Annotated in this window: 18 protein-coding genes and 1 tRNA gene; 6 read left to right on the top strand and 13 right to left on the bottom strand. The window is 66.3% G+C overall.

Going from position 1 to position 20,838, the window contains the following annotated elements; genetic code table 11:
- Positions 1–18 precede the first annotated feature (18 nt).
- The 6 genes from AB0T83_RS13090 to AB0T83_RS13065 all read right to left on the bottom strand — a co-directional run bounded on the left by AB0T83_RS13090 (position 19) and on the right by AB0T83_RS13065 (position 8,562).
- Positions 19–1,827 (bottom strand): aminopeptidase P family protein, encoded by a 1,809-nt coding sequence (locus AB0T83_RS13090; protein ID WP_366193585.1) that lies wholly within the window; start codon positions 1,825–1,827, stop codon positions 19–21.
- Between the two features lie 97 nt (positions 1,828–1,924).
- Positions 1,925–3,799, bottom strand: a complete 1,875-nt coding sequence (gene cobT, locus AB0T83_RS13085) for a cobaltochelatase subunit CobT (protein ID WP_366193584.1) — start codon at positions 3,797–3,799, stop codon at positions 1,925–1,927.
- Between the two features lie 114 nt (positions 3,800–3,913).
- Positions 3,914–5,461, bottom strand: a complete 1,548-nt coding sequence (locus tag AB0T83_RS13080; RefSeq protein WP_366193583.1) for a CYTH and CHAD domain-containing protein — start codon at positions 5,459–5,461, stop codon at positions 3,914–3,916.
- A 142-nt stretch (positions 5,462–5,603) separates the two neighbouring features.
- Complete coding sequence (gene cobS / locus AB0T83_RS13075) at positions 5,604–6,590, bottom strand: cobaltochelatase subunit CobS (protein ID WP_366193582.1); 987 nt, start codon at positions 6,588–6,590, stop codon at positions 5,604–5,606.
- A 90-nt stretch (positions 6,591–6,680) separates the two neighbouring features.
- Entirely contained in the window at positions 6,681–7,877 is a 1,197-nt protein-coding gene (locus AB0T83_RS13070) for a BaiN/RdsA family NAD(P)/FAD-dependent oxidoreductase (protein WP_366193581.1), read from the bottom strand.
- A 52-nt stretch (positions 7,878–7,929) separates the two neighbouring features.
- Positions 7,930–8,562 carry a DnaJ domain-containing protein gene (locus AB0T83_RS13065; RefSeq protein WP_366193580.1) on the bottom strand — a complete coding sequence of 211 codons (633 nt, stop codon included), beginning with the start codon at positions 8,560–8,562 and terminating at the stop codon, positions 7,930–7,932.
- A 95-nt stretch (positions 8,563–8,657) separates the two neighbouring features.
- Here AB0T83_RS13065 and AB0T83_RS13060 point away from each other — a divergent pair, with 95 nt between their 5' ends.
- Positions 8,658–8,915, top strand: a complete 258-nt coding sequence (locus AB0T83_RS13060) for a BolA family protein (RefSeq protein WP_366193579.1) — start codon at positions 8,658–8,660, stop codon at positions 8,913–8,915.
- Positions 8,916–8,921: 6 nt separating this feature from the next.
- Here the strand turns inward: AB0T83_RS13060 and AB0T83_RS13055 are convergent, their stop codons facing one another.
- Positions 8,922–10,307, bottom strand: a complete 1,386-nt coding sequence (locus AB0T83_RS13055) for an arylsulfotransferase family protein (protein WP_366193578.1) — start codon at positions 10,305–10,307, stop codon at positions 8,922–8,924.
- A gap of 4 nt (positions 10,308–10,311) precedes the next feature.
- Positions 10,312–10,647, bottom strand: a complete 336-nt coding sequence (locus AB0T83_RS13050; protein ID WP_366193577.1) for a DUF4177 domain-containing protein — start codon at positions 10,645–10,647, stop codon at positions 10,312–10,314.
- Positions 10,648–10,899: 252 nt separating this feature from the next.
- Here AB0T83_RS13050 and AB0T83_RS13045 point away from each other — a divergent pair, with 252 nt between their 5' ends.
- Positions 10,900–11,271 (top strand): hypothetical protein, encoded by a 372-nt coding sequence (locus AB0T83_RS13045; RefSeq protein WP_366193576.1) that lies wholly within the window; start codon positions 10,900–10,902, stop codon positions 11,269–11,271.
- A 58-nt stretch (positions 11,272–11,329) separates the two neighbouring features.
- Here AB0T83_RS13045 and gatB read toward each other — a convergent pair whose 3' ends face one another.
- Positions 11,330–12,841 carry an Asp-tRNA(Asn)/Glu-tRNA(Gln) amidotransferase subunit GatB gene (gene gatB, locus AB0T83_RS13040; RefSeq protein ID WP_366193575.1) on the bottom strand — a complete coding sequence of 504 codons (1,512 nt, stop codon included), beginning with the start codon at positions 12,839–12,841 and terminating at the stop codon, positions 11,330–11,332.
- A gap of 205 nt (positions 12,842–13,046) precedes the next feature.
- Between gatB and AB0T83_RS13035 the strand changes: the two genes are divergently transcribed.
- Genes AB0T83_RS13035 through AB0T83_RS13025 form a run of 3 tightly spaced genes read left to right on the top strand, consistent with a single transcriptional unit; the run spans position 13,047 to position 14,906 of the window.
- Positions 13,047–13,568 (top strand): YHS domain-containing (seleno)protein, encoded by a 522-nt coding sequence (locus AB0T83_RS13035; RefSeq protein ID WP_366193574.1) that lies wholly within the window; start codon positions 13,047–13,049, stop codon positions 13,566–13,568.
- Positions 13,569–13,602: 34 nt separating this feature from the next.
- Positions 13,603–14,073 carry a rhodanese-like domain-containing protein gene (locus AB0T83_RS13030; protein ID WP_366193573.1) on the top strand — a complete coding sequence of 157 codons (471 nt, stop codon included), beginning with the start codon at positions 13,603–13,605 and terminating at the stop codon, positions 14,071–14,073.
- The gene (locus AB0T83_RS13025; protein ID WP_366193572.1) at positions 14,070–14,906 is read left to right on the top strand and encodes a CE1 family esterase; all 837 of its coding nucleotides are present in this window, start codon (positions 14,070–14,072) and stop codon (positions 14,904–14,906) included. The genes AB0T83_RS13030 and AB0T83_RS13025 overlap by 4 nt, the downstream gene beginning before the upstream one ends.
- An 8-nt stretch (positions 14,907–14,914) precedes the next feature.
- On the opposite strand, the gene AB0T83_RS13020 is transcribed toward AB0T83_RS13025, so the two are convergent.
- The 4 genes from AB0T83_RS13020 to AB0T83_RS13005 form a co-directional block, all read right to left on the bottom strand.
- Complete coding sequence (locus AB0T83_RS13020) at positions 14,915–16,120, bottom strand: OpgC family protein (protein ID WP_366193571.1); 1,206 nt, start codon at positions 16,118–16,120, stop codon at positions 14,915–14,917.
- Positions 16,121–16,142: 22 nt separating this feature from the next.
- The gene (locus AB0T83_RS13015) at positions 16,143–17,498 is read right to left on the bottom strand and encodes a tetratricopeptide repeat protein (RefSeq protein ID WP_366193570.1); all 1,356 of its coding nucleotides are present in this window, start codon (positions 17,496–17,498) and stop codon (positions 16,143–16,145) included.
- 130 nt (positions 17,499–17,628) lie between these two features.
- Entirely contained in the window at positions 17,629–18,825 is a 1,197-nt protein-coding gene (locus AB0T83_RS13010; protein WP_366193569.1) for a CaiB/BaiF CoA transferase family protein, read from the bottom strand.
- Entirely contained in the window at positions 18,812–20,431 is a 1,620-nt protein-coding gene (locus tag AB0T83_RS13005) for a thiamine pyrophosphate-binding protein (RefSeq protein WP_366193568.1), read from the bottom strand. Before AB0T83_RS13005 ends, AB0T83_RS13010 begins: the two co-directional genes overlap by 14 nt.
- Before the next feature lie 177 nt (positions 20,432–20,608).
- On the opposite strand from AB0T83_RS13005, the gene AB0T83_RS13000 reads away from it, so the two are divergent.
- Positions 20,609–20,685 (top strand) — tRNA-Met (locus AB0T83_RS13000).
- The last annotated feature ends 153 nt before the right edge of the window (positions 20,686–20,838 follow it).

Raw genomic sequence — 20,838 nt, 5'->3', positions numbered from 1 at the left:
TACACGCGATTTTCAGGATCAGAGCGGATCGGTCGCGCGCAGCAGCCAGTCCTGCGCGGCCCCCGTCAGCAGCGGCGCCAGCCGTTTGCGGGTTTCGGCGTGATAGGCATCGACCCAGTCGCGCTCGGCCCGGCTCAGGTCATCGACCCGGATCAGGCGCCGGTCGATTGGCACATGGGTCAGGGTGCGGAAACACAGCATCTCGCGGTCGTCGCCGCCGGGCAGGGGCGGGGACTGTTCCACGAGGATCAGATTCTCGATGCGGATGCCGAAGGCGCCTTCGCGGTAATACCCAGGCTCGTTCGACAGGATCATGCCGGGGCGCAGTTCCTCGCCGCCCGTGCGCGAGATCCGCGCCGGGCCTTCGTGCACCGACAGATAGGCGCCAACCCCGTGGCCGGTGCCGTGGTCATAGTCCTGCCCGGCGGTCCACAGCGCGAAGCGCGCCAGCGCATCCAGATCGCGCCCGGTCACCCCCTTGGGGAACCGCGCCCGGCTGAGCGCGATGACCCCCTGCAGAACGCGGGTATGGGCAGACACGGCATCGGGATCGGCAGAGCCGCCCGGCACCAGCACCGTGCGGGTGATGTCGGTGGTGCCGTCTTCGTACTGGCCGCCGCTGTCGATCAGGAACAGCCCGCCCGGCTCCAGAGCGCGGTTGCTGTCCTCGGTCACGCGGTAATGCACGATGGCGCCGTTGGGACCGGCCCCGGCGATGGTGTCAAAGCTGATGTCCTTCAGCGCGCCGGTCTCGGCGCGCAGGGCCTCCAGGCGGGTCACGGCGTCGATCTCGGTCACCGTGCCATCGCCGGCGGTGTCGTCCAGCCAGTGAAGGAAGCGGACCATGGCCGCGCCGTCGCGCAGATGTGCGGCCTCGGCCCCGGCGATCTCGACCGGGTTCTTGCAGGCCTTGGGCAACACGCAGGGATCGCGATCCAGGACGACCTCGGTCTTGGTGTCGGCCAGATGCATCTGCACCGCCTGCGGCGCACTGGACTTGTCGATGCGCACCGGGCCGGTCAACCCGCGCAGGGCGGTGCCGAAAGCGTCCTGCGGGGCAATCCGAACGGCATCGCCCAGATGATCCTCCAGCCCGGCCACCTTGGCGGGATCGGTGAACAGATCGACGGCGCCATCGTCATGCAGGATGGCAAACCCCTGCACGATGGGAATGCGCGGAATGTCGGCGCCGCGGATGTTGAGCAGCCAGGCGATGCTGTCGGGCAGGGTCAGGACCGCCGCGCGCTGGCCGCCGTTGCGCAGGTCGGCGGCCAGATCGGCGCGCTTGTCGGCAGCGCTTTTGCCCGCCAGTTGCGAGGGATGCGCCCAGGCCTGCGCGGCGGGCGGGGCCGGGCGGTCGGTCCAGACCTGATCCACAAGGTTCTCGCAGTCCACCAGAGTGATCTCGGTGCCGCGCAGGTCGCGGCGCAGGGTGTCGATTTCCTGAACCGTGTGCAGCCACGGGTCGAAGCCGATGCTCATGCCGGGCCGGGCGTGGGTCTTCAGCCACTCCGCCAGTCCGGTCGCGGGCCAGGCCACCGGGGTGAACACCCCCGGATCCACCTGGTTGCGCACCTGCACCCTATAGCGCCCGTCGACGAAGACCCCGGCGATATCGGGCAGGATCGCGGCAAAGCCCGCCGATCCGGTAAAGCCCGTCAGCCAGGCCAGACGATCATCGCAGTCGGCCACATATTCGCCCTGATGCGCATCGGCGCGCGGCACCAGAAACCCGCTCAGCCCGGTCGTCGCGATGGCCTTGCGCAGGGCGGCCAGACGCGGCGCGCCGGTGGCGGGGTTGGAAGTTGTCTCGAAGGATTGGAACAAAACGCTCTCCGCCCTGAAAAAATAGCCACGCGCGCCGGGGGTCGGCGCGCGGGCGAAGCCTAGCAAAGGCCCCGGCGGGCGAACAGGGGGCAGGCGGTCAGCTGGCGCGGGCAATGCCCATGACGCGGGCGCGGGCGCGCGGATCGCTGTCGAACAGGGCCGCCAGTTGCTCGGTGATGGCCCCGGCCAGTTGTTCCACGTCGGTGATGGTCACCGCGCGGTCGTAATAGCGGGTCACGTCATGCCCGATGCCGATGGCCAGAAGCTCAACCAGCTTTTTCTTTTCGACCATGGCGATGACATCGCGCAGATGCTTTTCAAGGTAGTTGGCCGAATTGACCGAAAGGGTCGAATCATCCACCGGCGCGCCGTCCGAAATCACCATCAGGATCTTGCGCGCCTCGGGCCGCACCGCCATGCGCCGATGCGCCCATTCCAGCGCCTCGCCGTCGATGTTTTCCTTCAGCAGCCCTTCCTTCATCATCAGGCCCAGATTTGGCCGGGTCCGCCGCCAAGGCGCATCGGCGGACTTATAGATGATGTGGCGCAGGTCGTTCAGGCGGCCGGGCTGTTGCGGGCGGCCTTCGTTCAGCCAGTCCTCGCGGCTTTGGCCGCCTTTCCAGGCGCGGGTGGTAAAGCCCAGGATTTCGACTTTCACGTCGCAGCGTTCCAGCGTGCGGGCCAGAACATCGGCGCAGATCGCCGCGATCGAGATCGGGCGTCCGCGCATCGAGCCGGAGTTGTCCAGCAGCAGCGTCACCACCGTGTCGCGGAACTCCATGTCCTTCTCGACCTTGAAGCTGAGCGGGGTGGTCGGGTTGGCGACCACGCGCGCCAGGCGCCCGGCATCCAGAATGCCCTCTTCGCGGTCGAACTCCCAACTGCGGTTCTGCTGCGCCTGAAGCCGGCGTTGCAGCTTGTTGGCCAGTCGGCTGACCGCGCCTTTCAGCGGCTCCAGCTGCTGGTCGAGATAGGCGCGCAGGCGTTCCAGCTCGATCGGCTCTGCCAAATCCTCGGCGCGGATTTCCTCGTCGTACTGGGTGCTGAAGACGCGATAGTCGGGATCGGCATCCGAAACCGGCGCAGGCGGCGGTGGATCCAGCGGCGCGTCGCCGTCGGGCAGGTCCGATTCCTCGGACATCTCGGCATCGGCCATCTGATCCATGGTGACCTGCGCCTCGGAAGCATCGCCCGCGTCCTCCTGCGATTGCTCGGGGGCGGCGTCGCTGTCCTCTTCGCTGTCCTCGTCGTCCGACGGGGTGCTGTCGGGATCCTGATCGTCTTCGGAGGAGGCCTCGTCCTCCTGATCTTCATCCTCGCCGTCCGGATCCTCGCCCAGCTGATCGCCATAGCCCAGGTCCGCGATGATCTGGCGCGCGAATCGGGCAAAGGCGGTCTGGTCGGTCAGGCAGTCTTCCAGCCCCTCAAGGGTGGTGCCGGCCTTGGCTTCGATCTGGCCGCGCCACAGGTCCATGACGTTGTCGGCGCCCTCAGGCAACGCCCGCCCGGTGGCCAGATGGCGCAGCAGATAGCCCGCCGCGACCGACAGTGGCGCGTCGGCGATTTCCTCGATCTGGCCATAGCCCTTCTTGGCCGCTTCCGTGGCGATCTTGGCGTCGATGTTGCCGGCGGTGCCGGGCATGGCGCGGGCGCCCACGGCTTCGCAGCGCGCGGTTTCCAGCGCGTTGTAGATATCGCGCGCCAACTGCCCCTCGGGGGTATAGCGCGCATGGGTGCCCACGTCGTGGTAGCGCCGTTGCATGGCATAGGCATCCGCCGTGCCACGGGCCAGCAGCACCTCGGCCTTGGTCATGCGGCGGCTGACCTGCGGCAGGCGCATGTTCTCGTCGGTCATCCCCGAGGGGTCGACCGAGAAGCTGACGCTGACGTCCGGATCATTGGCCAGAACCCGCGTGGCTTCGGCGAGCGCCTTCTTGAACGGATCTGCGGGATTGTCGGATTTGGCGGACATGGCAGCCTCGGCAGCGGGTCGGAAAGGGATGGCGCCGGTCAGGCCGGGCCGTTGCCCCGTTTATGTCCTTTCCCGCGAGGCTTGACCAGAGGCGGCGCGCGGGACGTCGCCGGCCTAGAGGGCAGGTTTGCGGGCACGCAGATCGTGCCAGAGGTCTTGCGCCTCGGACCATTGCAGGTCGGCCTGCACCCGGCGGCTGCCCAGCAAGCGTCCCACCGCGCGCTGCACGTCCGGATCTTTCCGCCCCGGCGCATTGGCTGCAAGGAAAAGTCCTTGGACCGTGGACAGATCGTTGAGGTCGCCAAACACATCCTGCAACCGCTTCAGCTGCTTCAAGGCAGCTTTCGTGCGTTTCCGGGGCATCAGCGGGGACAGGAACTCCACTGCGTAGCGCAGTTTTTTCAACTCCTTGCGCAGGGTGTGGCGGGCGTCGATGGACAGGGTTTCGATTCCCTTGGCCCGTGTCTCGCAGGCGGTCCAGCGCTTGCGGAGCGCGCGGCGGGCCAGCTTTTTCACCGGCCGGGACAGGCGATAGTCCTGCGCGAAGTCATCGGGGCGCAGCCAACCGCGGGTTTCGATGAAACGGGCAAGGTCCAGCACGAAGGATTGGGACCGGGCCGAGGTCAGAACCTCGCGCAATCTGTCGCGCTGCGCCTGTCGTCGTGTCTCCAGCAGATCGGCCAACTGGGCAAAGCCGGGTTCTTCGGGACAGGCCTTTGCCTCGGGCAGGACGAGTTCGCTCAACGCTACGTCGAGGTCGCGCAGTTGTCCGACCTCGCGGCTCAGCCAGCGGGCCTCGGCGCTCAGTTGGGTCAGCTTCGGATGACCGATGACAGGGCGAAACAGGGCGCTGGCACTGCGAAAGCGGCGCAGGCCGATGCGCAACTGGTGCACGCTTTCGGGATCGTCCGTGTCGCGGACGGTATCGATGTTCCGGATGATCTGGTCGAAGCATTCGCGCAGCACCTCGCGGGCGGCGGTCTCGCCTGTCTGTTCGGGGGTCAGGGGCACCGGATGGGCGTTGCGGGGGGCCGGCGCCGCGGCGATGCGCCCGTCGGCGGCCAGCATGTAGCCGCGCGCCGCCTTGGAGATTGGCGCGAACCGCAGCCCGCCTTCGGGAAACAGGCGACCGGTCAGGGTGAACAGCGCCGCAATCTCGCCGCTCACCAGTTCCAGTTCGACCTCGTGATAGGACGCGCAGCGGTTCCCGGCCCGGATCTCGCCCCGATCGATGGCCAGTTCCACCCGGCCCTCGCCGGGGATGTCGACAAGGGCGGCGGTCCGCTCCATCCGGGTTTCGCAGATCGGCGCCAGATCGCGACGGCGGCACAGGGCGGTGATGCGGGCGCGCAGGGCGGTATCGGGGATCCGCTTCAGGCGCAGGGTTTCGCCGTCCGCCGGACAATCGGATTCCTGCGTGGTGTGCAGCCCGCCGTGGCGCTTGTTCTTGGCCTTGACGGTCTGGACCCATTCGGTGCCGTCGAACCGCAACCGCAGGGCAATGCCGTTGCGGCGCAGCACCTGATCCGGCGTGTCGTAGTAGATGCTGCGCAGCTGCCGGGTGGTGGGCTGGGCGACCAGACCCGACAGGTTGGGCACCTGCCTGCACAACGCAGCGGTCTGGTCCGCGCTGGCCACGAATTTCAATTCAATTTCATCCATACCCCAGATCTAAGTCAGCACCGAAGACACGACAAGCTGTGCGCGGTCGCCGAGCCCACGACAAGCCGCACGCGGGCAGGGTCCAGATGCAAAACGGCCCGCGACAAGGCGCGGGCCGGAATGGGCAAATGGCAGGGCGAAGCTAGCCCAGGCTGACGCTGGCGGCGCTTTCGGGCAGTTCCTCATCAAAGCAGCGCTGGTAGAACTCGGCGACGGTCTGACGCTCCAGCTCATCGCATTTGTTCAGGAAGCTCACGCGGAAGGCATAGCCCACATCGCGGAAGATCTCGGCATTCTGGGCCCAGGTGATGACGGTTCGCGGGCTCATCACCGTGGACAGTTCGCCGTTGGTGAAAGCGGTGCGGGTCAGATCGGCGACGGTGACCATCTGGCTGACGGTCTTGCGCCCGGCCTCGGTGTTGTAATGCGGCGCCTTGGACAGGACGATCATCACCTCGGCGTCATGTCTGAGATAGTTCAGCGTCGCCACTAGCGACCAGCGGTCCATCTGGGCCTGGTTGATCTGCTGGGTGCCGTGATACAGGCCGGTGGTGTCGCCCAGACCAACGGTGTTGGCGGTGGCGAACAGGCGGAAGGACGGGTGCGGGGTCAGGATCTCGTTCTGATCCATCAGCGTCAGCTTGCCGTCATGTTCCAGAACCCTCTGAATCACGAACATCACGTCCGCACGCCCGGCGTCGTATTCGTCGAACACGATGGCGCAGGGGTTGCGCAGCGCCCAGGGCAGGATGCCTTCCTGGAATTCGGTCACCTGCTTGCCGTCGCGCAGCTTGATCGCATCCTTGCCGATCAGGTCGATCCGGCTGATGTGGCTGTCGAGGTTGACCCGGACCGCAGGCCAGTTCAGGCGCGCGGCCACCTGTTCGATGTGGGTCGACTTGCCGGTGCCGTGATAGCCCTGGATCATCACGCGGCGGTTGTGGGCAAAGCCCGCCAAGATCGCCCGCGTGGTGTCGGGATCGAATTTATAGGTCGGATCCTCATCGGGCACGCGGTCAGTCTTGTCGGCAAACGCCTTGACCGTCATGTCCGTGTCGATGCCGAACACATCGCGGACCGAGATATTTTCCGTGGGTTTGCTGTTCAGATCCATAGTATCGTCCGCCATCGTGCCGCTTCAGGGTGGTCGCGCCGTGGTGCAACATATCCCCGGCGCGTGCAAGGGGCAGGTCGGCCCGATAAAAGGCGCGCGCGGCTGTCAACCGTGGCCGCGGGCGGCGATGGCGGTTCCGGCAGCCCATCCCGAGGACCACGCCCACTGGAAGTTGTACCCGCCTAGCCAGCCGGTCACATCGACAACCTCACCGATGAAATGCAGCCCCGGCACGCTGCGCGATTCCATGCTGCGCGACGACAGACCGGCGGTGTCGACGCCGCCCAGTGTGACCTCGGCCTTGCGATAGCCCTCGGTGCCGGTGGGGCGCAGGTGCCAGTCGGTCAGCCTGTCCAGCAGGGGGGCTAGGGCGGCATCAGACAGATCGGCCAGCCGCCCCTTCAGCCCGCTGTCCCGCACCACCTGAGCGGCCAGCCGCTTTGGCAGCAGGCCCGCCAGCACCGTTTCCAGATCGCGGCGCCCGGCGCGCTGGCGTTCCTCTTTCAGGCTGCTCAGGAAATCCAGATCGGGGCACAGGCGCACGGAAACATCCTCGCCCTCGTGCCAGAAGTTCGAGATTTGCAGGATCGCAGGGCCCGACAAGCCGCGATGGGTGAACAGCAGCGCCTCGTCGAAACTGGTGCCGTTGCACGACAGCCGGGCCGGGCAGGCCACCCCCGCCAGGTCGCTGAAACTGTCGCCGAAGGTCAGCGGCACAAGACCGGGGCGGGTGTCGGTCAGCGCATGTCCAAACTGTTCGGCGATGCGATAGCCCAGACCGGTCGCGCCGATCTTGGGGATCGACTTGCCGCCTGAGGCCACCACCAGCGCCCGGGTCGTGACCGTCAGCGGCTGCCCGTCGCGGATCAGATCCACCACGAATCGCCCGTCCGCGTGGCGGATCTCGCGCACCTCGGTCTTCAGCCAGACCTCGGCCTGCGCGGCCGCAACCTCGTCCAGCAGCAGCCGGATCACCCGTTCGGATTTCTCGTCGCAGAACAGCTGTCCAAGGGTCTTCTCGTGCCAGGTGACGCCGTGGCGGCCCATCAGGTAGACGAAATCCCATTGCGTATAGCGGCTGAGCGCGGATTTGGCGAAATGCGGGTTGGCCGACAGGAAGTTCTGCGGCCCGGCGTACATGTTGGTGAAATTGCAGCGCCCGCCGCCCGAGATCCGGATCTTCTCGCCGGGTCGATCCATGTGGTCGATCACCACAGCACCCGGCCCGGCATGGGCCGCGCACATCAGGCCGGCGGCACCGGCGCCAAGGATCAGGGCGGGAAGGGGCGTGGGAGCGGGCATTCAACCTGTCCGATGTCGGGGCGGCAGGTTGCGCCTTGCCCACAGTGGCGGCTCAGTCCCGGAAGGACCGGCTTTCCTTGATCTGATCCCAGGCCCAGACGACCTCCTGCAGGCGATCCTCGTCCGAGCGGTCGCCACCGTTCATGTCCGGGTGCAGGATCTTGATCAGGCTGCGGTACTGCTTGCGGATCTCGATCTTGGTCCAGTGGTCCTTGGCTTCCAGAATCTCCAGCGCCCGGCGTTCGGTGGGCGGCAGGCGGCGGGTGCCGGTGATCGACTTGCCGGGGTTCTGGGTGGCGTTCTCGCCCAGCACCTGATGCGGGTCGTCCACGCCCAGCCGCGACCAGGCGCGCTGTTCCTCGGAGGGTTTGCCGAAGGGCTTGGTGGGACGGTCCCAGACCCGGTCCTTGTCGATCTGGGCGTTCATTTCCTCTTCGGTGCTGCCGTTAAAGAAGTTCCACTTCAGATTGTACTCGCGCACGTGATCCTTGCAGAACCACAGGTATTCATCCAGGTGATCGGGGGATTTCGGGGCGCGATACTGGCCTGCCAGATCGCAACCGTCATGTTCGCACACGCGGGTCGAGGTTTCGAAGGCGCCGGACATGCCGCGCTTGCCACGGGTCCGCCTTTTCTTGGCCGAGGAGACCGACATGTCAAAACCAAAAGGATCATTCTTTGCCATGGGCATACTCCTGTCCGACTCGCGTAAGACCGTTTTCTTCGAAGGCGCCAGAGTTTAACCTTTCTGACGCCAAGAAAAAGGGGGCAGGACCAAAAATGACGGTTGCCGAGGAAATAGAGACAAGGCTTTCACAAGCATTCGGGCCGGAACGTCTGGAAGTCATTGACGAAAGTGAGATGCATCGCGGGCATGCGGGGTACCAGGACGGCGGAGAAAGTCACTTCCGTGTCAAAATTGCCGCAGCCGAACTGGCGGCGAAGAGCCGGTTGCAACGTCATCGCGCCGTTCATACCGCCATTGGCAAGGACATTCTGGACCGGATCCACGCGCTGGCGCTGGAGATCGACGCCTGACCCCGGTCAGCGCGGCGGGCAACTCCAGTCGGTCACGGTGAAATAGCCTTCGGGGTTAAGCCGGGCTTCGGTCAGTTCGGCCACCTGCGTGTCGTCATAGCGGTTGAGGAATTCCCAGACGACACGGCCCTCCGCGTCGGTCTGGAAGGCGCGTCCGCCTTCGAATTCGGTGATGATGAAGCCGCCGCCCGGCACCGGGTCATGCTTGCCCCGGATCACCGACAGGAACGCCTGCTCGGGGGCCATGCCTGCCGCGACCGAAGTTGCCCGCGTTTCCGGGTCGATGCGCAGGATGTTGCTGACCATCGGCGTGTCGGGCAGGGAGCGGTCCAGCGGGCCGAGGTCGGTCAGGAAGCGGTTGTTGTTGAACACGGTGATGGTGCCGTCCGCGTTGAATTCGGGATCGTGCTGGCGCAGCCAGGGCCCGGTCTGGTGCCACTTGACGCGCCAGTCGTCGGGATCCACCACGAACACGAGGTTGTGGGTGCGCAGCGACAGCATCAGATCGCCGGCCTCGAACATCGGGAAGGCCGGGGCCAGCGCGCTGCTCAACTCGGTGATCTTGTTGACATGGACCAACTCGTCTTCCCAGTCGCTCCGGGGATCGAAACTGAAGCCACCGGCGGTCATCACCCCTTGCAACCCGTTGTCCCACAGGATTTCGGGGACCGATTTGCGATCCAGAACCTTGCCGTCCTCGTCCAGCCGCAGGATCAGATCCTCGGGGTAGGCGACCTTCTTCTTAAGCCGGGTGACGGGGGGATAGATGTCATCGGTCTCCGCCCCCAAATAGGCGCGGCCCGGCACCCAGTAGCCGCCCGTTTCCGCCCGTTCGATGGAATGATGGGTGATCTCGGGCACCGTCCACACCACATCGCCACAGCGCGACAGCTTCACGCTGCCGCCGTATTCCCAGTTGAAGACCAGCGACCCATCGGGCAGCGCCAGAGATCCGTGGGTGTCGATGTTGCGATCCGTTGCCGGGGCAAAGCGCAGATGTGACGGGTCGGGGAAATGCTCGGAAAACCGCAGCGGCCATTCGGCCAGAAGGGTGCCGTCGCGGCGCATCAGCCGGGCCGCGTTGCCCTCGTCGAAGAAGCCCGCGATCAGGATCGTCGCGCCGTCGTCGGGCAGGCCGTTGACCGTCACCCCGTCGCCGGGCTTGCGCGCCGGTTGCAGGAAATGAATGGGCTCGCCGTCGGGAACAAGGTTCTCGCGCTCTTCGAAGACAAGGCTGATGTTCTTGGTGAAGCCGATGAAGGACCGGTAAAGCGGGTGGCGGCTGTGCGCCAGGTACAGGCCCGCCAGAAAGGTGATGGCCAGCACCGACAGGGTCAGCGTCGTCAGGAAGACCCATTTGGCGGGGTCGGGCGTCTTGTCCGGGGTGGCCATGGGCTCAGCCCTCGTCCGTTCGGTCTTCCGTGCGGTCTTCGGTTCGGTCATCCGTCCGGTCTTCCAGCAACCGCAGCGCGGCTTTGGTCGCCTCCTCCTCGGACAGATCCACGCTGCGGCGGAACACCAGCATCGAGCGGAACACGGTCTTGGTGCCGGTCAGGCCTTGCCGCTCCTCGACGGGCAGGGTCTCGGCGCGCAGGAAGTCCCATCCGTCTTTGGCTTCCTTGTTCAGCGCCTCGGACAGGGTCGCGGCAAAGCGGCTGCCGGCATCACTGCCGCCCTTGCCTTTCACGCCACGGGCGGGGGCGGGGGTGACCTTGTACTCGAAATGCGACATTGGGAACCTCTTGGCGTTGCCCGGCAATTATCGGCCTCTGATGCCCTGCGGGAAGGCCCCAACATGTCGCGTGAGCGAACGCGCGTCCAGCCGTCGCGTCGAGGTCACAGGGCGGGACCGATGCAAAACGGGGCCGGGCAAGGGCTTCGTTTACCTATTCCGCCGAAACTGGGCCGGCGTCAGGGCTTTCCGCGATACTTTCGACGCGGGCGGAGAGCCGGTTCCGGCCTTGCCGGAGGTTTCCGGGGTTCCATGAAGATTCCCTTTTCAACAAGTCTGTTGTGTGCCGTGCTCTCCGCCTGCGGCACCACTGATCCGGTGGTTCTGTCGTCCGACGCGCCGGTGCAGCCGGGCCATCAGGAACTGGATCGCGGCAAGGCGTTCCGCAAGGCGGTGGTGGGCTATCAACTGCGCGGCGATGGGGTCGATGTCACGGTCGAACCGGATGGCCTGTTGGTCGGCACCTATCTTGGCAAGCCCTTTGTCGGCAGTTGGGACTATCGCCGGGGCCGGTTCTGCGCTTCGCTGCAGGAGGACGACCTGCGCCGCGCCGCCGACCGGCGCTGCTTCCGGGTCGTGACCCTGGGCCGCCGGGTGATTCTGCATCCCGTGGCCGAGGGTTGAAACGGCAGCGGGCCGCCCATTCGGACAGCCCGGCATTTCCAGTGACAGATGTGGCGGATTACTGCGCCAGCCTGGCCGCCACGATCTGGTTGACCGCCTTGGGGTTGGCCTTGCCGCCGGTGGCCTTCATGACCTGACCGACGAACCAGCCCGCCAGTTTCGGGTTCTGCTTGGCCTTTTCCACCTGCGCCGGGTTTTCGGCGATGACCTTGTCCACGGCAGCCTCGATGGCGCCGGTGTCGGTGACCTGCTTCATGCCGCGATCCTCGACGATCTGCGCCGGGTCGCCGCCTTCGGTATAGACGATCTCGAACAGATCCTTGGCAATCTTGCCCGAAATGTCGCCTTTCGAGATCAGCTCGATGATGCCGCCAAGCTGGGCCGCCGACACCGGGCTTTCGCTGATGTCGTGGTCTTCCTTCTTCAGGCGGCCGAACAACTCGTTGATGACCCAGTTCGCGGCCAGCTTGCCGTCACGGCCCTTGGCGACATCCTCGAAATAGGCGGCGTTTTCGGCCGAGGCGGTCAGCACGCTGGCATCGTATTCGGTCATGCCGAATTCAGTGATGAAACGGGCCTTCTTCTCGTCCGGCAATTCGGGAAGGGTCGCGGCGATCTCGTCCACCCAGGCCTGTTCGATTTCCAGCGGCAGCAGGTCGGGGCAGGGGAAATAGCGATAGTCATGCGCCTCTTCCTTGGACCGCATCGAGCGGGTCTCACCCTTGTCCGAGTCATACAAGCGGGTTTCCTGCACGATCTCGCCGCCGTCTTCCAGAATGGCGATCTGGCGGCGGGCCTCATAGTCGATGGCCTGCTGAATGAAGCGCATCGAGTTCATGTTCTTGATCTCGCAGCGCGTGCCCAGATGGCTGAAGTCCTGCGTCGCCTGGTATTTCTCATAGGCGCCCGGCGCACAGACCGAGACGTTCACGTCGGCGCGCAGGTTGCCGTTTTGCATGTTGCCGTCGCAGGTGCCCAGATAGCGCAGGATCTGGCGCAGCTTGACGACATAGGCGGCGGCCTCTTCGGGGCCACGAATGTCGGGGCGGCTGACGATCTCCATCAGGGCGACACCGGTGCGGTTCAGGTCCACGAAGGACATATGCGGGTCCATGTCGTGGATCGACTTGCCGGCGTCCTGTTCAAGGTGGATGCGCTCGATCCGCACTTTGCGCGCGACGCCCGGTGCCATGTCCACGATCACCTCGCCCTCGCCAACGATGGGGTGATACAGTTGGCTGATCTGGTAGCCCTGCGGCAGGTCGGGATAGAAATAGTTCTTCCGGTCGAAGGCCGAAGTCAGGTTGATCTGCGCCTTCAGGCCCAGCCCGGTCTTGACCGCCAGCGCCACGCAGCCCTCGTTGATGACCGGCAGCATCCCCGGCATCCCGGCGTCCACGAAGGCGACGTTGGAATTGGGCTCGGCGCCGAATTGGGTCGAGGCGCCGGAAAACAGCTTGGCGTTGGAGGACACCTGCGCATGCACCTCAAGGCCGATCACCAGTTCCCAGTCCTGCTTGGCGCCTGCGATCACTTTCGGCTTGGGGGCCTCATAGGTGAGGTCGAGCATGCTGTCTCTCCTGCTGTCAACGGGACGGGTTCTAGGGCAGGGGCGCGGGGCTGGCAAGGGGCGGTGCGCCGGGCTGGCAGGCGCCGGCTGCCGGGCCCTTGCCATGACCCCCGCACACAACCCTTCACAGTCGCGGGAGGGTGGGATGCGGGGGGGCTCTTGAGCGGGTATTCACTGTGTGACTTTGACAAGATGGAGATCCCTCATGTTCCGCTCTTCCCTTCTGGCGCTGGCCTTTTCTGCCGCCGCAACCTCGGCGCTTTGGGCCGGGGAGCAATTCATCGACGAAACCGGCTATGCCGTGTCGGGCTATGACGTGGTGTCCTACTGGGGTCTCGATCAGGTTGCGGTCGGCCAGTCCCAGCCGTCTCCGGAAAAGGGCCGCACCAGCCTGACCGCCGACTACAACGGCGCTACCTTCGCCTTCGCGTCCGAGGCCAATCGGGCGGCCTTCCTGGCGGATCCCGAGAAATACCTGCCGCAATACGATGGCCATTGCGCCTATGGCGTGGCCAAGGGTGGCAAGGTGCCGGGCAACCCGACGCTGTGGCGGATCGTCGACGGCAAGCTGTACCTGAACATCACCAAGACCGTTGTGGGCTTCTGGGAAGAGGACATTCCGGGTAACTTGCAACTGTCCGAAAGCAACTGGGTCGGGCTGGAACCTGCCCCGGCCTCGGACAGCACCATTCCCAAGTGGTCGTCCGACGCGCCGCAGGTGAACTGACCGGCGACCCACCGGCAAGGGAGGCGACGGCATCATGCGACTGCGACCGGGTGGCCCTCTGTCACGCCGAACCCTGCTTCTGGGCGGGCTCAGCGGCGCGGCACTTGCCGCCGGCGGCTGGTACGCCTGGATCCTGCGCCGCCCCTTCGACGGCCGGCAAATCACCCCGGTCGAAGCCCATGATCTGGCCGCCGCAGGCCAGATCTTTCTGATCGACATTCGCCGTCCCGATGAATGGGCGGCCACCGGCGTGGGCGCGGGGGCGGTGCCGCTGGACATGCGCCGCCCGGATTTCACCGAGGCACTGGCGCGGATCACCGCCGCCGATCCGGCCCGGCCCATCGCGCTGATCTGCGCGCGCGGCGTGCGGTCCAGCCAGCTCACGGCGCGCTTGCAATCGGCCGGGATTGGCAATCTTGTGGATGTGCCCGAGGGGATGCTCGGGTCGCGCGCGGGGCCGGGCTGGCTGGCGCGCGGATTGCCCGTGACCGAAAGGCTGCAATGACGCGTCGAAAATCCTGGATGCTATGCGCGGCGCTGGCGCTGGCGGGGACGCCTGCCGCCGCCTGCCCGGACCCGGCCTTGGCCTGCCAGGTCAAGGGCGGCGCCTATCACATCGCCCTGCCCGAAGGGACCACCGGACCTGTGCCTGCGCTGATCTGGCTGCACGGGCTGGGCGGCAGCGGCGCGTCCAGTATCCGCGCGGCCACCGTCGCGCAGCCGTTTCTGGACCGCGGCTGGGCGGTGATCGCGCCCAATGGCTCGCCGATGACCACCAGGCCCTCGGGCTACCGCTGGAATTTCAGCGGCCGGGGCGACGATCCGCGCGACGAAGCCGCATTTCTCGACGCCGTGCGGGCCGATGCCGTCGCCCGCTTCGGTATCGACGGCGCCCGTGTGGTGCTGGGCGGGTTTTCCAACGGCGCCTTCATGGCCACCTATGTGGCCTGCGACACGCCCGAGGCATTCGCGGCCTATGTGCCGGTGGCGGGCACCTTCTGGCGGCCCCATCCCGAAAGCTGCCAGGGCCCGGTGCGCCTGCTTCAGACCCATGGCTGGCGTGACACCACCGTGCCGCTGGAAGGCCGACCGCTGCGCGGCGGGCGCGCCCTTCAGGGCAATGTATTCGAAGCCCTGGGCATCTGGCGGGCCGCCAATGGCTGCCCGCGTCCCGATGCCTCGTTCTCTGCGCGCGAAGGCAGTTTCCTGCTGCGCCGCTGGTCCGGCTGCGCCCCCGGCACGGCGCTGGAATTTGCCCTGTTCGACGGCGGCCACACGGTGCCCGAGGGTTGGGCCGATCTGGTGCTGGACTGGATCGAGACGCGCGGCGGCAGCTAGTCTCCGGCTCAGGCCGGTTTGCGCCAGGGGTGGCCCTTGATCCAGGCGACGCCAAAGGCGGTCAGGGTGATCAGCGCCATGCCGGTCAGGTTGACCAGCCAGAAGCTGGGCGTGGTGCGCCCGATCACGTCCAGCCATGCGCCCAGCATCCGCGCCAGCCACATGGAGGTGATGAACACCGCCAGCGACTGTTGCCCGACCTTCAGGATGCATTTCATCACGAAGCCCCAAACCCGTGACACCAACCCCTCGCCATGGGCGCGGATGTGCGACCCGCCGGGCCCGGCCAGAACCCAGAACACATAACCCAGCAGCAGGAAGTGCACATAGCGCAGCAGCCCGAAGTCGGTCTTGGCGATCAGCACCCGATGGTCGGCCCGCCAGTCCTTGATCCAGTCCACATGGATAAAAATCTGCCAGCGGGCGAAGGGAATTGTCACCAGCAACAGAAGCACCGCCAGCAGCACCAGATCCTTGCGCACCGGTGGCGCGGGCAGCCAGCCGCGAATGAAGGCAAAGCCGGTAAAGAAGATCAACTGCCAGCCGAAAGGGTTGAAGAACCACTCGCGATCCGTCCAGGGTTCCGCCGGCAGCGACAGCGCGCCGGTCTGCGTCACCAGCCAGATCGCGGCCGAGGCGCCCAGGGCCAGGTACGGATGAATGCGCGCCAGCCCCATCATCAGCGGGATCATGGCCAGAATCACCAGGTACATGGGCAGGATGTCGAAGTAGTTCGGCACATAGCGCAGGGTCATCAGCCCGATCAGCTGCTGCTGGGTGTTGTCGACGAAGAACGGATACAGGTTCAGGTCGCCGATATAGTCGCGCTCGAACAGACCGGTGGCGTCCAGCGCGGCCAGGGTCATGGCCACCGCGAAGAACAACCCGATATGCGCCCAGTAGACCTGCCAGACCCGGTAAGAAATCCGCAGCGCCCCCATGCCCCAGCCGCGATCCACAAAGACCCGGCCAAAAGCGATGGCCGAGGCCATGCCCGAGCAGAACACGAAGATCTCGGTCGCGTCTGAAAAGCCGAACCGCGCCGGGATCCAGTTGGTGAAGGTGTTGTAGGGGATATGCGCCATCAGGATGATGTACATCGCAATGCCGCGGTAGAAATCCAGGCGGATATCGCGGACGCGGGCCGTTGGCGCGGGGGTGGCGGCCGCCGGCGCCGGCCGGGCCTGCGGGGGGTTGGAACTCAGGGCACTCATGGGATCGGGTCTTTCCGGCTCGTTACTGGGCGGGGACCGCCAAAGCGGGACGCCTCAGGTCGTTGATCATTTCGCGCCGCTGGCGGGCAAAGCTGTCCTCGGCCCCGTCGCGCAGGGCGCTGCGCGCGTCCAGAATATCCTCGACCTTGCCCAACTGCCCTGCGCGAATGCCCGCATCGATGGTGATGCGTTCGAAAACGTCCCGCTGGGCATGGCTGCCGCCGGCGCGCTGCATGGCCGGGCGGGCGGCGGCGAGGCTCTGGAAGGCCTGCGCGTAGTTGCCTTCGCCAAAGGCTTCCAGCCCATGGGCAGCGGCAACGCCGGGATGGTCAAAGACCGGCGCATAGTCCGTCGCCTGTGCCTGTCCGTCGGCCACAATACGCGCTACCAATTGGTGCGTGGCGGCGTCGCGGTCATCGCTGACCAGCGCCAGAAGATAATGCAGATCGGCAAAGATCAGGCAGCCGTCGCCGATGCGGGTTTCGGACAGATCCGCCAGTTCCTCCCAGCGGTCGCCCACCGGCACGCCCTCCAGTTCCAGCCGCATCAGCAACGAGGTGGCGTTCGAGATATCGCGGTAGTCGTCGGTATGCTCGGCGCGGATCTTGTGGTCGTACAGGTCCAGAACGGTGGCATGGTCACCCTGATCCAGATGCATCAGCGCCTTGTGCCACCAGACGTGGAAGCGGAAGTTGTTGCAATGGGCCCAGGCGGCTTCCTTGCCGGTCAGCCAGGCCAGACCGCCCCGGCTGTCACCGGTCATGTCGTGCACATGCGCCACCGCGTGCAGGCCCCAGGCGTCGTCGGCGGCTCGCTCCAACCCAGCCTCACCGGCCTTGCGGGCGTCGGCGTAAAAGCCGTTTTCCTCAAGCGCGAAGGCGTGGCAGCCCAGAAGATAGCCCTTGGCCGCGTGATCTTCGCCGATCCGGGGCAGAGCTGCGTTCAGCCGCGCCAGCATCCGGCCCTTGTGCCCCAGGATGAAGCGGATCGCGTGGCTGATCTTCAGGGCCAGCGTGTCTGTGGGATCGCTGTCCAGCACGCTTTCCACGCGGTCCGCCGCGCGTTCCGGACTGCCGTCAAGCCAGGCGGCCAGCGCGTCGATGAAGGCGCGCTCGCGGGCGCTGTCGGCGCGGCCCTGACGGGCGGCCTGCAGGGCCTCGCGCGCGGTGGCGATCAACTCGCGCCGCCCCAGCAGCAACAGGAACAATCCTTTGGTGGCGTGGCCGAGGGCAAAGTCGGGGGCGGCCTTCAGGGTGGCCCCCAGATGGTCGGGTGTCGAAGCCCCATGCGCCAGAAACGCCAGTTGCAGCGCGTTCCATTCCGCCAACGAGGCGGAATTGTCCAACGAAACGTCGCTGCCAAATAGATCTGTCTGCACGGTCACTCTCCACTTGGGTTCCTATCTGTTGTGGGAAGCGATCGCGGGCCTGTCCAGCGACGAAGCGCGAACCAACGGGTTTGTGTACGAACGTGTAGGGCGAAGGCGTCCAGATGCCGGGAAATACAGCCTATTCGGGAGCCTTTTTGGCGGAAAGGAAGGCTTTCAGCGCCTCGGTGTCGGCGCCGAAATGAGGCGGCGGGCGTTCATAGCGGACTGGCGTGGCCGATAGTTTCAGCGGATTTCCCAGCAGGCGCAGCGGCCCGGCCGGCCCCGGCATCTCGACCACCGCATCGCGCGCCCGGGCCTGATCCGAGCCCAGGGCGCGGTCCAGCGTGTTGACCGGGCCGACCGGCACCTTGCGGGCCTCAAGCCCAGTGATGATGGCGTCGGTGGTCCAGAAGCGCAGGGCGGCGGCGATTTCGGGCAGCAGTGCATCGCGATGCGTCAGTCGCCCCGGATTGGTGGCAAAGCGCGGGTCGGCGGCCAGATCGGCGCGGTTCAGGAAATCGCAGAAGCGGCGGAACTGGGCGTCATTGCCCACTGCCACGATCACATGGCCGTCGCGCGTTGCAAAGACATCGTAGGGCACGATGTTGGGATGGGCGTTGCCGCGCCGCACCGGCAGCTCGCCCGAAGTCAGGTAGTTCACCCCTTCGTTGATCGTCCAGGCCATCTGGCTGTCGACCAGCGACAGGTCGATGTGCTGGCCTTCGCCGGTGGCGTCGCGGTGGCGCAGGGCGGCGAGGATGCCGATGGTTGCGTACATCCCGCACATCACGTCGGCGATGCCCACGCCCACTTTCATCGGCGGGCCGTCGGGGGCGCCGGTCAGGCTCATGATGCCGCCATAGCCCTGCGCCATCAGGTCATAGCCGGGCTTGTCGCGGTTGGGGCCGGTCTGGCCGAACCCCGAGATCGAGCAATAGATCAGCCCCGGATGGCGCGCACAAAGCGTCTGGTGATCTAGCCGAAAGGGGATCAGCCCGCCGGGTTTGAAATTCTCGATCACGATGTCGGCGCGGGCGGCCAGCGCCTCCAGCATGGCGCGGTCGTCCGGGTCGCTGAGGTCGGCGGCGACCGAGCGCTTGTTGCGGTTGGCGCTCATGAAATAGGCCGACAGGTCGCTGTCGCTGCCATCGGCGCCGGGGGCATAAGGCGGACCCCATTGCCGGGTGTCGTCGCCGCCGGTCTTCGGGTTCTCGATCTTCCAGACGGTGGCGCCAAGATCGCCCAGAAGCTGGGTGCAGGTGGGACCGGCCAGAATCCGGCTGAGATCCAGCACGACGATCCCGTCCAGCGCAGCGCGCGGGTCAGATCCGGCCATCATAGGCTTCCCGGTCGAAGATTGCGGCAATGACGGTAAAGCGGTCGGCGGTCAGGGCGTCACTCAGGGCGGCTTGCAACCCGTCGCGATCCGACACCGTGACCCCGTGGCCTCCGAAAGCCAGACCGATGGCGGCATAGTCATGGCGGGCGAAGTCCACAGCGCGGTTGGGCAGTTGCCGCTGGCGCTGTTTCAACTCGATCAGGGCAAGGCTCGCATCGACGAAAACCACGATGATCGGTTTCAGGCCGCGTTCCTGCGCCGTGGCCAACTCGCCCGCGACCATCAGGAAGCCCGCGTCGCCGGTGAAGGCCACGACCGGGCGGTCGGGGTCGACCATCGCCGCGCCCAGGGCCAGCGGGATGGCGCAGCCCATGGTGCACAGGGCCGAGGATTGCAGCAGGCTGCGCGGGCCGGGGCAGGACCACATCTGCGACAGCAGGATGCGATGCGCGCCGCTGTCCACGGTGGCGATGGTCTCGGGCGGCAGGGTGGCGCGGGCGGTGGCGACGATGGCACCGGGGCCCCAGTCGGCATCGGCGGGAAAGGCACGGGCCAGCGCGGCTTTCGCCGCCTGCGGCTCTTGGCCGGGCCATGTGGCGCGGGGCGCCACCCCTGCGGAAAGGGCCTGAAGGCTTTCGGCGACCCCGGCCTGAAAGGTCAGGCTGGATTGATGCATGTAGTGATGATTGGGCACCGGCGCGATCTCGATTACCCGGTCCACGCTGGCATCCCAGATATTGCGCCAGCCCGGCCGCATCTCGATCGGATCATAGCCCAGCGTCAGGATCAGATCGGCGCTTTGCACCAGCGGCACCAGCGTGGCATCGGCCAGCGGCGACAGGCCGGCCCCGCCCAGACAGAGGGGGTGCGATTCGTCCACGATCCCCTTGGCGCGGTAGGTGGTGACGAAGGGCACGCCGTGGGCCTCGGCGAAGTCCTGCACCGCGGCACCCGCGCCTTCGTTCAGCGCGTCCAGTCCGACCACAATGATCGGGCGGTCGGCCTCGGCCAGCCAGGCGCGGGCAGTGTCCAGATCCGGTCCGGCGGGGGCGGCAGGCGCGGCCAGTTGCCGCCGTGCGAAAGGCGAGGGCGGCGGCGCGTCGGCGGCGGCCACGCTGATCGGAACATCGACGTGCACCGGGCCGGGCCGGGGCTCAGTGGCGATGGTGACGGCCTTGTCGGCGATCACATCGGCACTGCCCGCCGACAGGCGCAGGCTGGCCTTGGTGAGCGGGGCGAAGACGGCGGCGTGATCCAACACCTGATGGGTGTAGGTCTGGGCCTCGTCCTCGTCCACGCAGCCGGTCAGGACGATCAGCGGCACCCGATCCTGATGGGCGTTGCCGACCGAGTTGATGCCGTTCAGCGCCCCCGGTCCCAGCGTGGCGACAAGGATGCCCGGCGCCCCGGTGCGCGCCCAGACCGCCTCGGCCATGAAGCCGGCGGCGTTTTCATGTTTGACCAGAACGAACTCGATCCCGGCGCGGTCCAGGGCATCCACAAGGGTCAGCACCTCGCCGCCCGGCATCCCGAAGGCATGGCGGCACCCGGCCTGGTAAAGTCGCTGCGCCAGCACATCGGCAGCACGGGTCTGGTGGGTCATCGGGGCCTCCGTCCAATCGGGGCCAGAGTGCCCCTGCCATTTGGCTACCACGGCAGGCGCCGGTGTCCATCGTGCTTCGGTCACGTCCGCGCGAGAGCGCCGCCCAGAAACTTCCCCGATTTCGGTATTTCACTCTTGACGGGTCCGCTCCAGTCTCCTAGTCAGCGCGCACTCTTTGGCGGAGTAGCTCAGTTGGTTAGAGCAGCGGAATCATAATCCGCGTGTCGGGGGTTCAAGTCCCTCCTCCGCTACCAGATCTCCCCCTTCCAGTTCTCGCCCATCTGCCTGGTTTTCGGCGCAGTGTTGCTTGGTCTTTCGGGGACCCTGCGCCATTCGCCCCATGCCTGTGCTGAACGGATCGTGAAACATCGACGCGGGATGGATACCCCGGCTTGAGTTTCACGTTG

This window comes from Meridianimarinicoccus marinus (genome assembly GCF_040689105.1).
GTDB lineage: Bacteria > Pseudomonadota > Alphaproteobacteria > Rhodobacterales > Rhodobacteraceae > Meridianimarinicoccus > Meridianimarinicoccus marinus.
The sequence above is the reverse complement of the archived record's forward strand: the minus strand, read 5'-3'. Positions and strand labels throughout refer to the sequence as shown.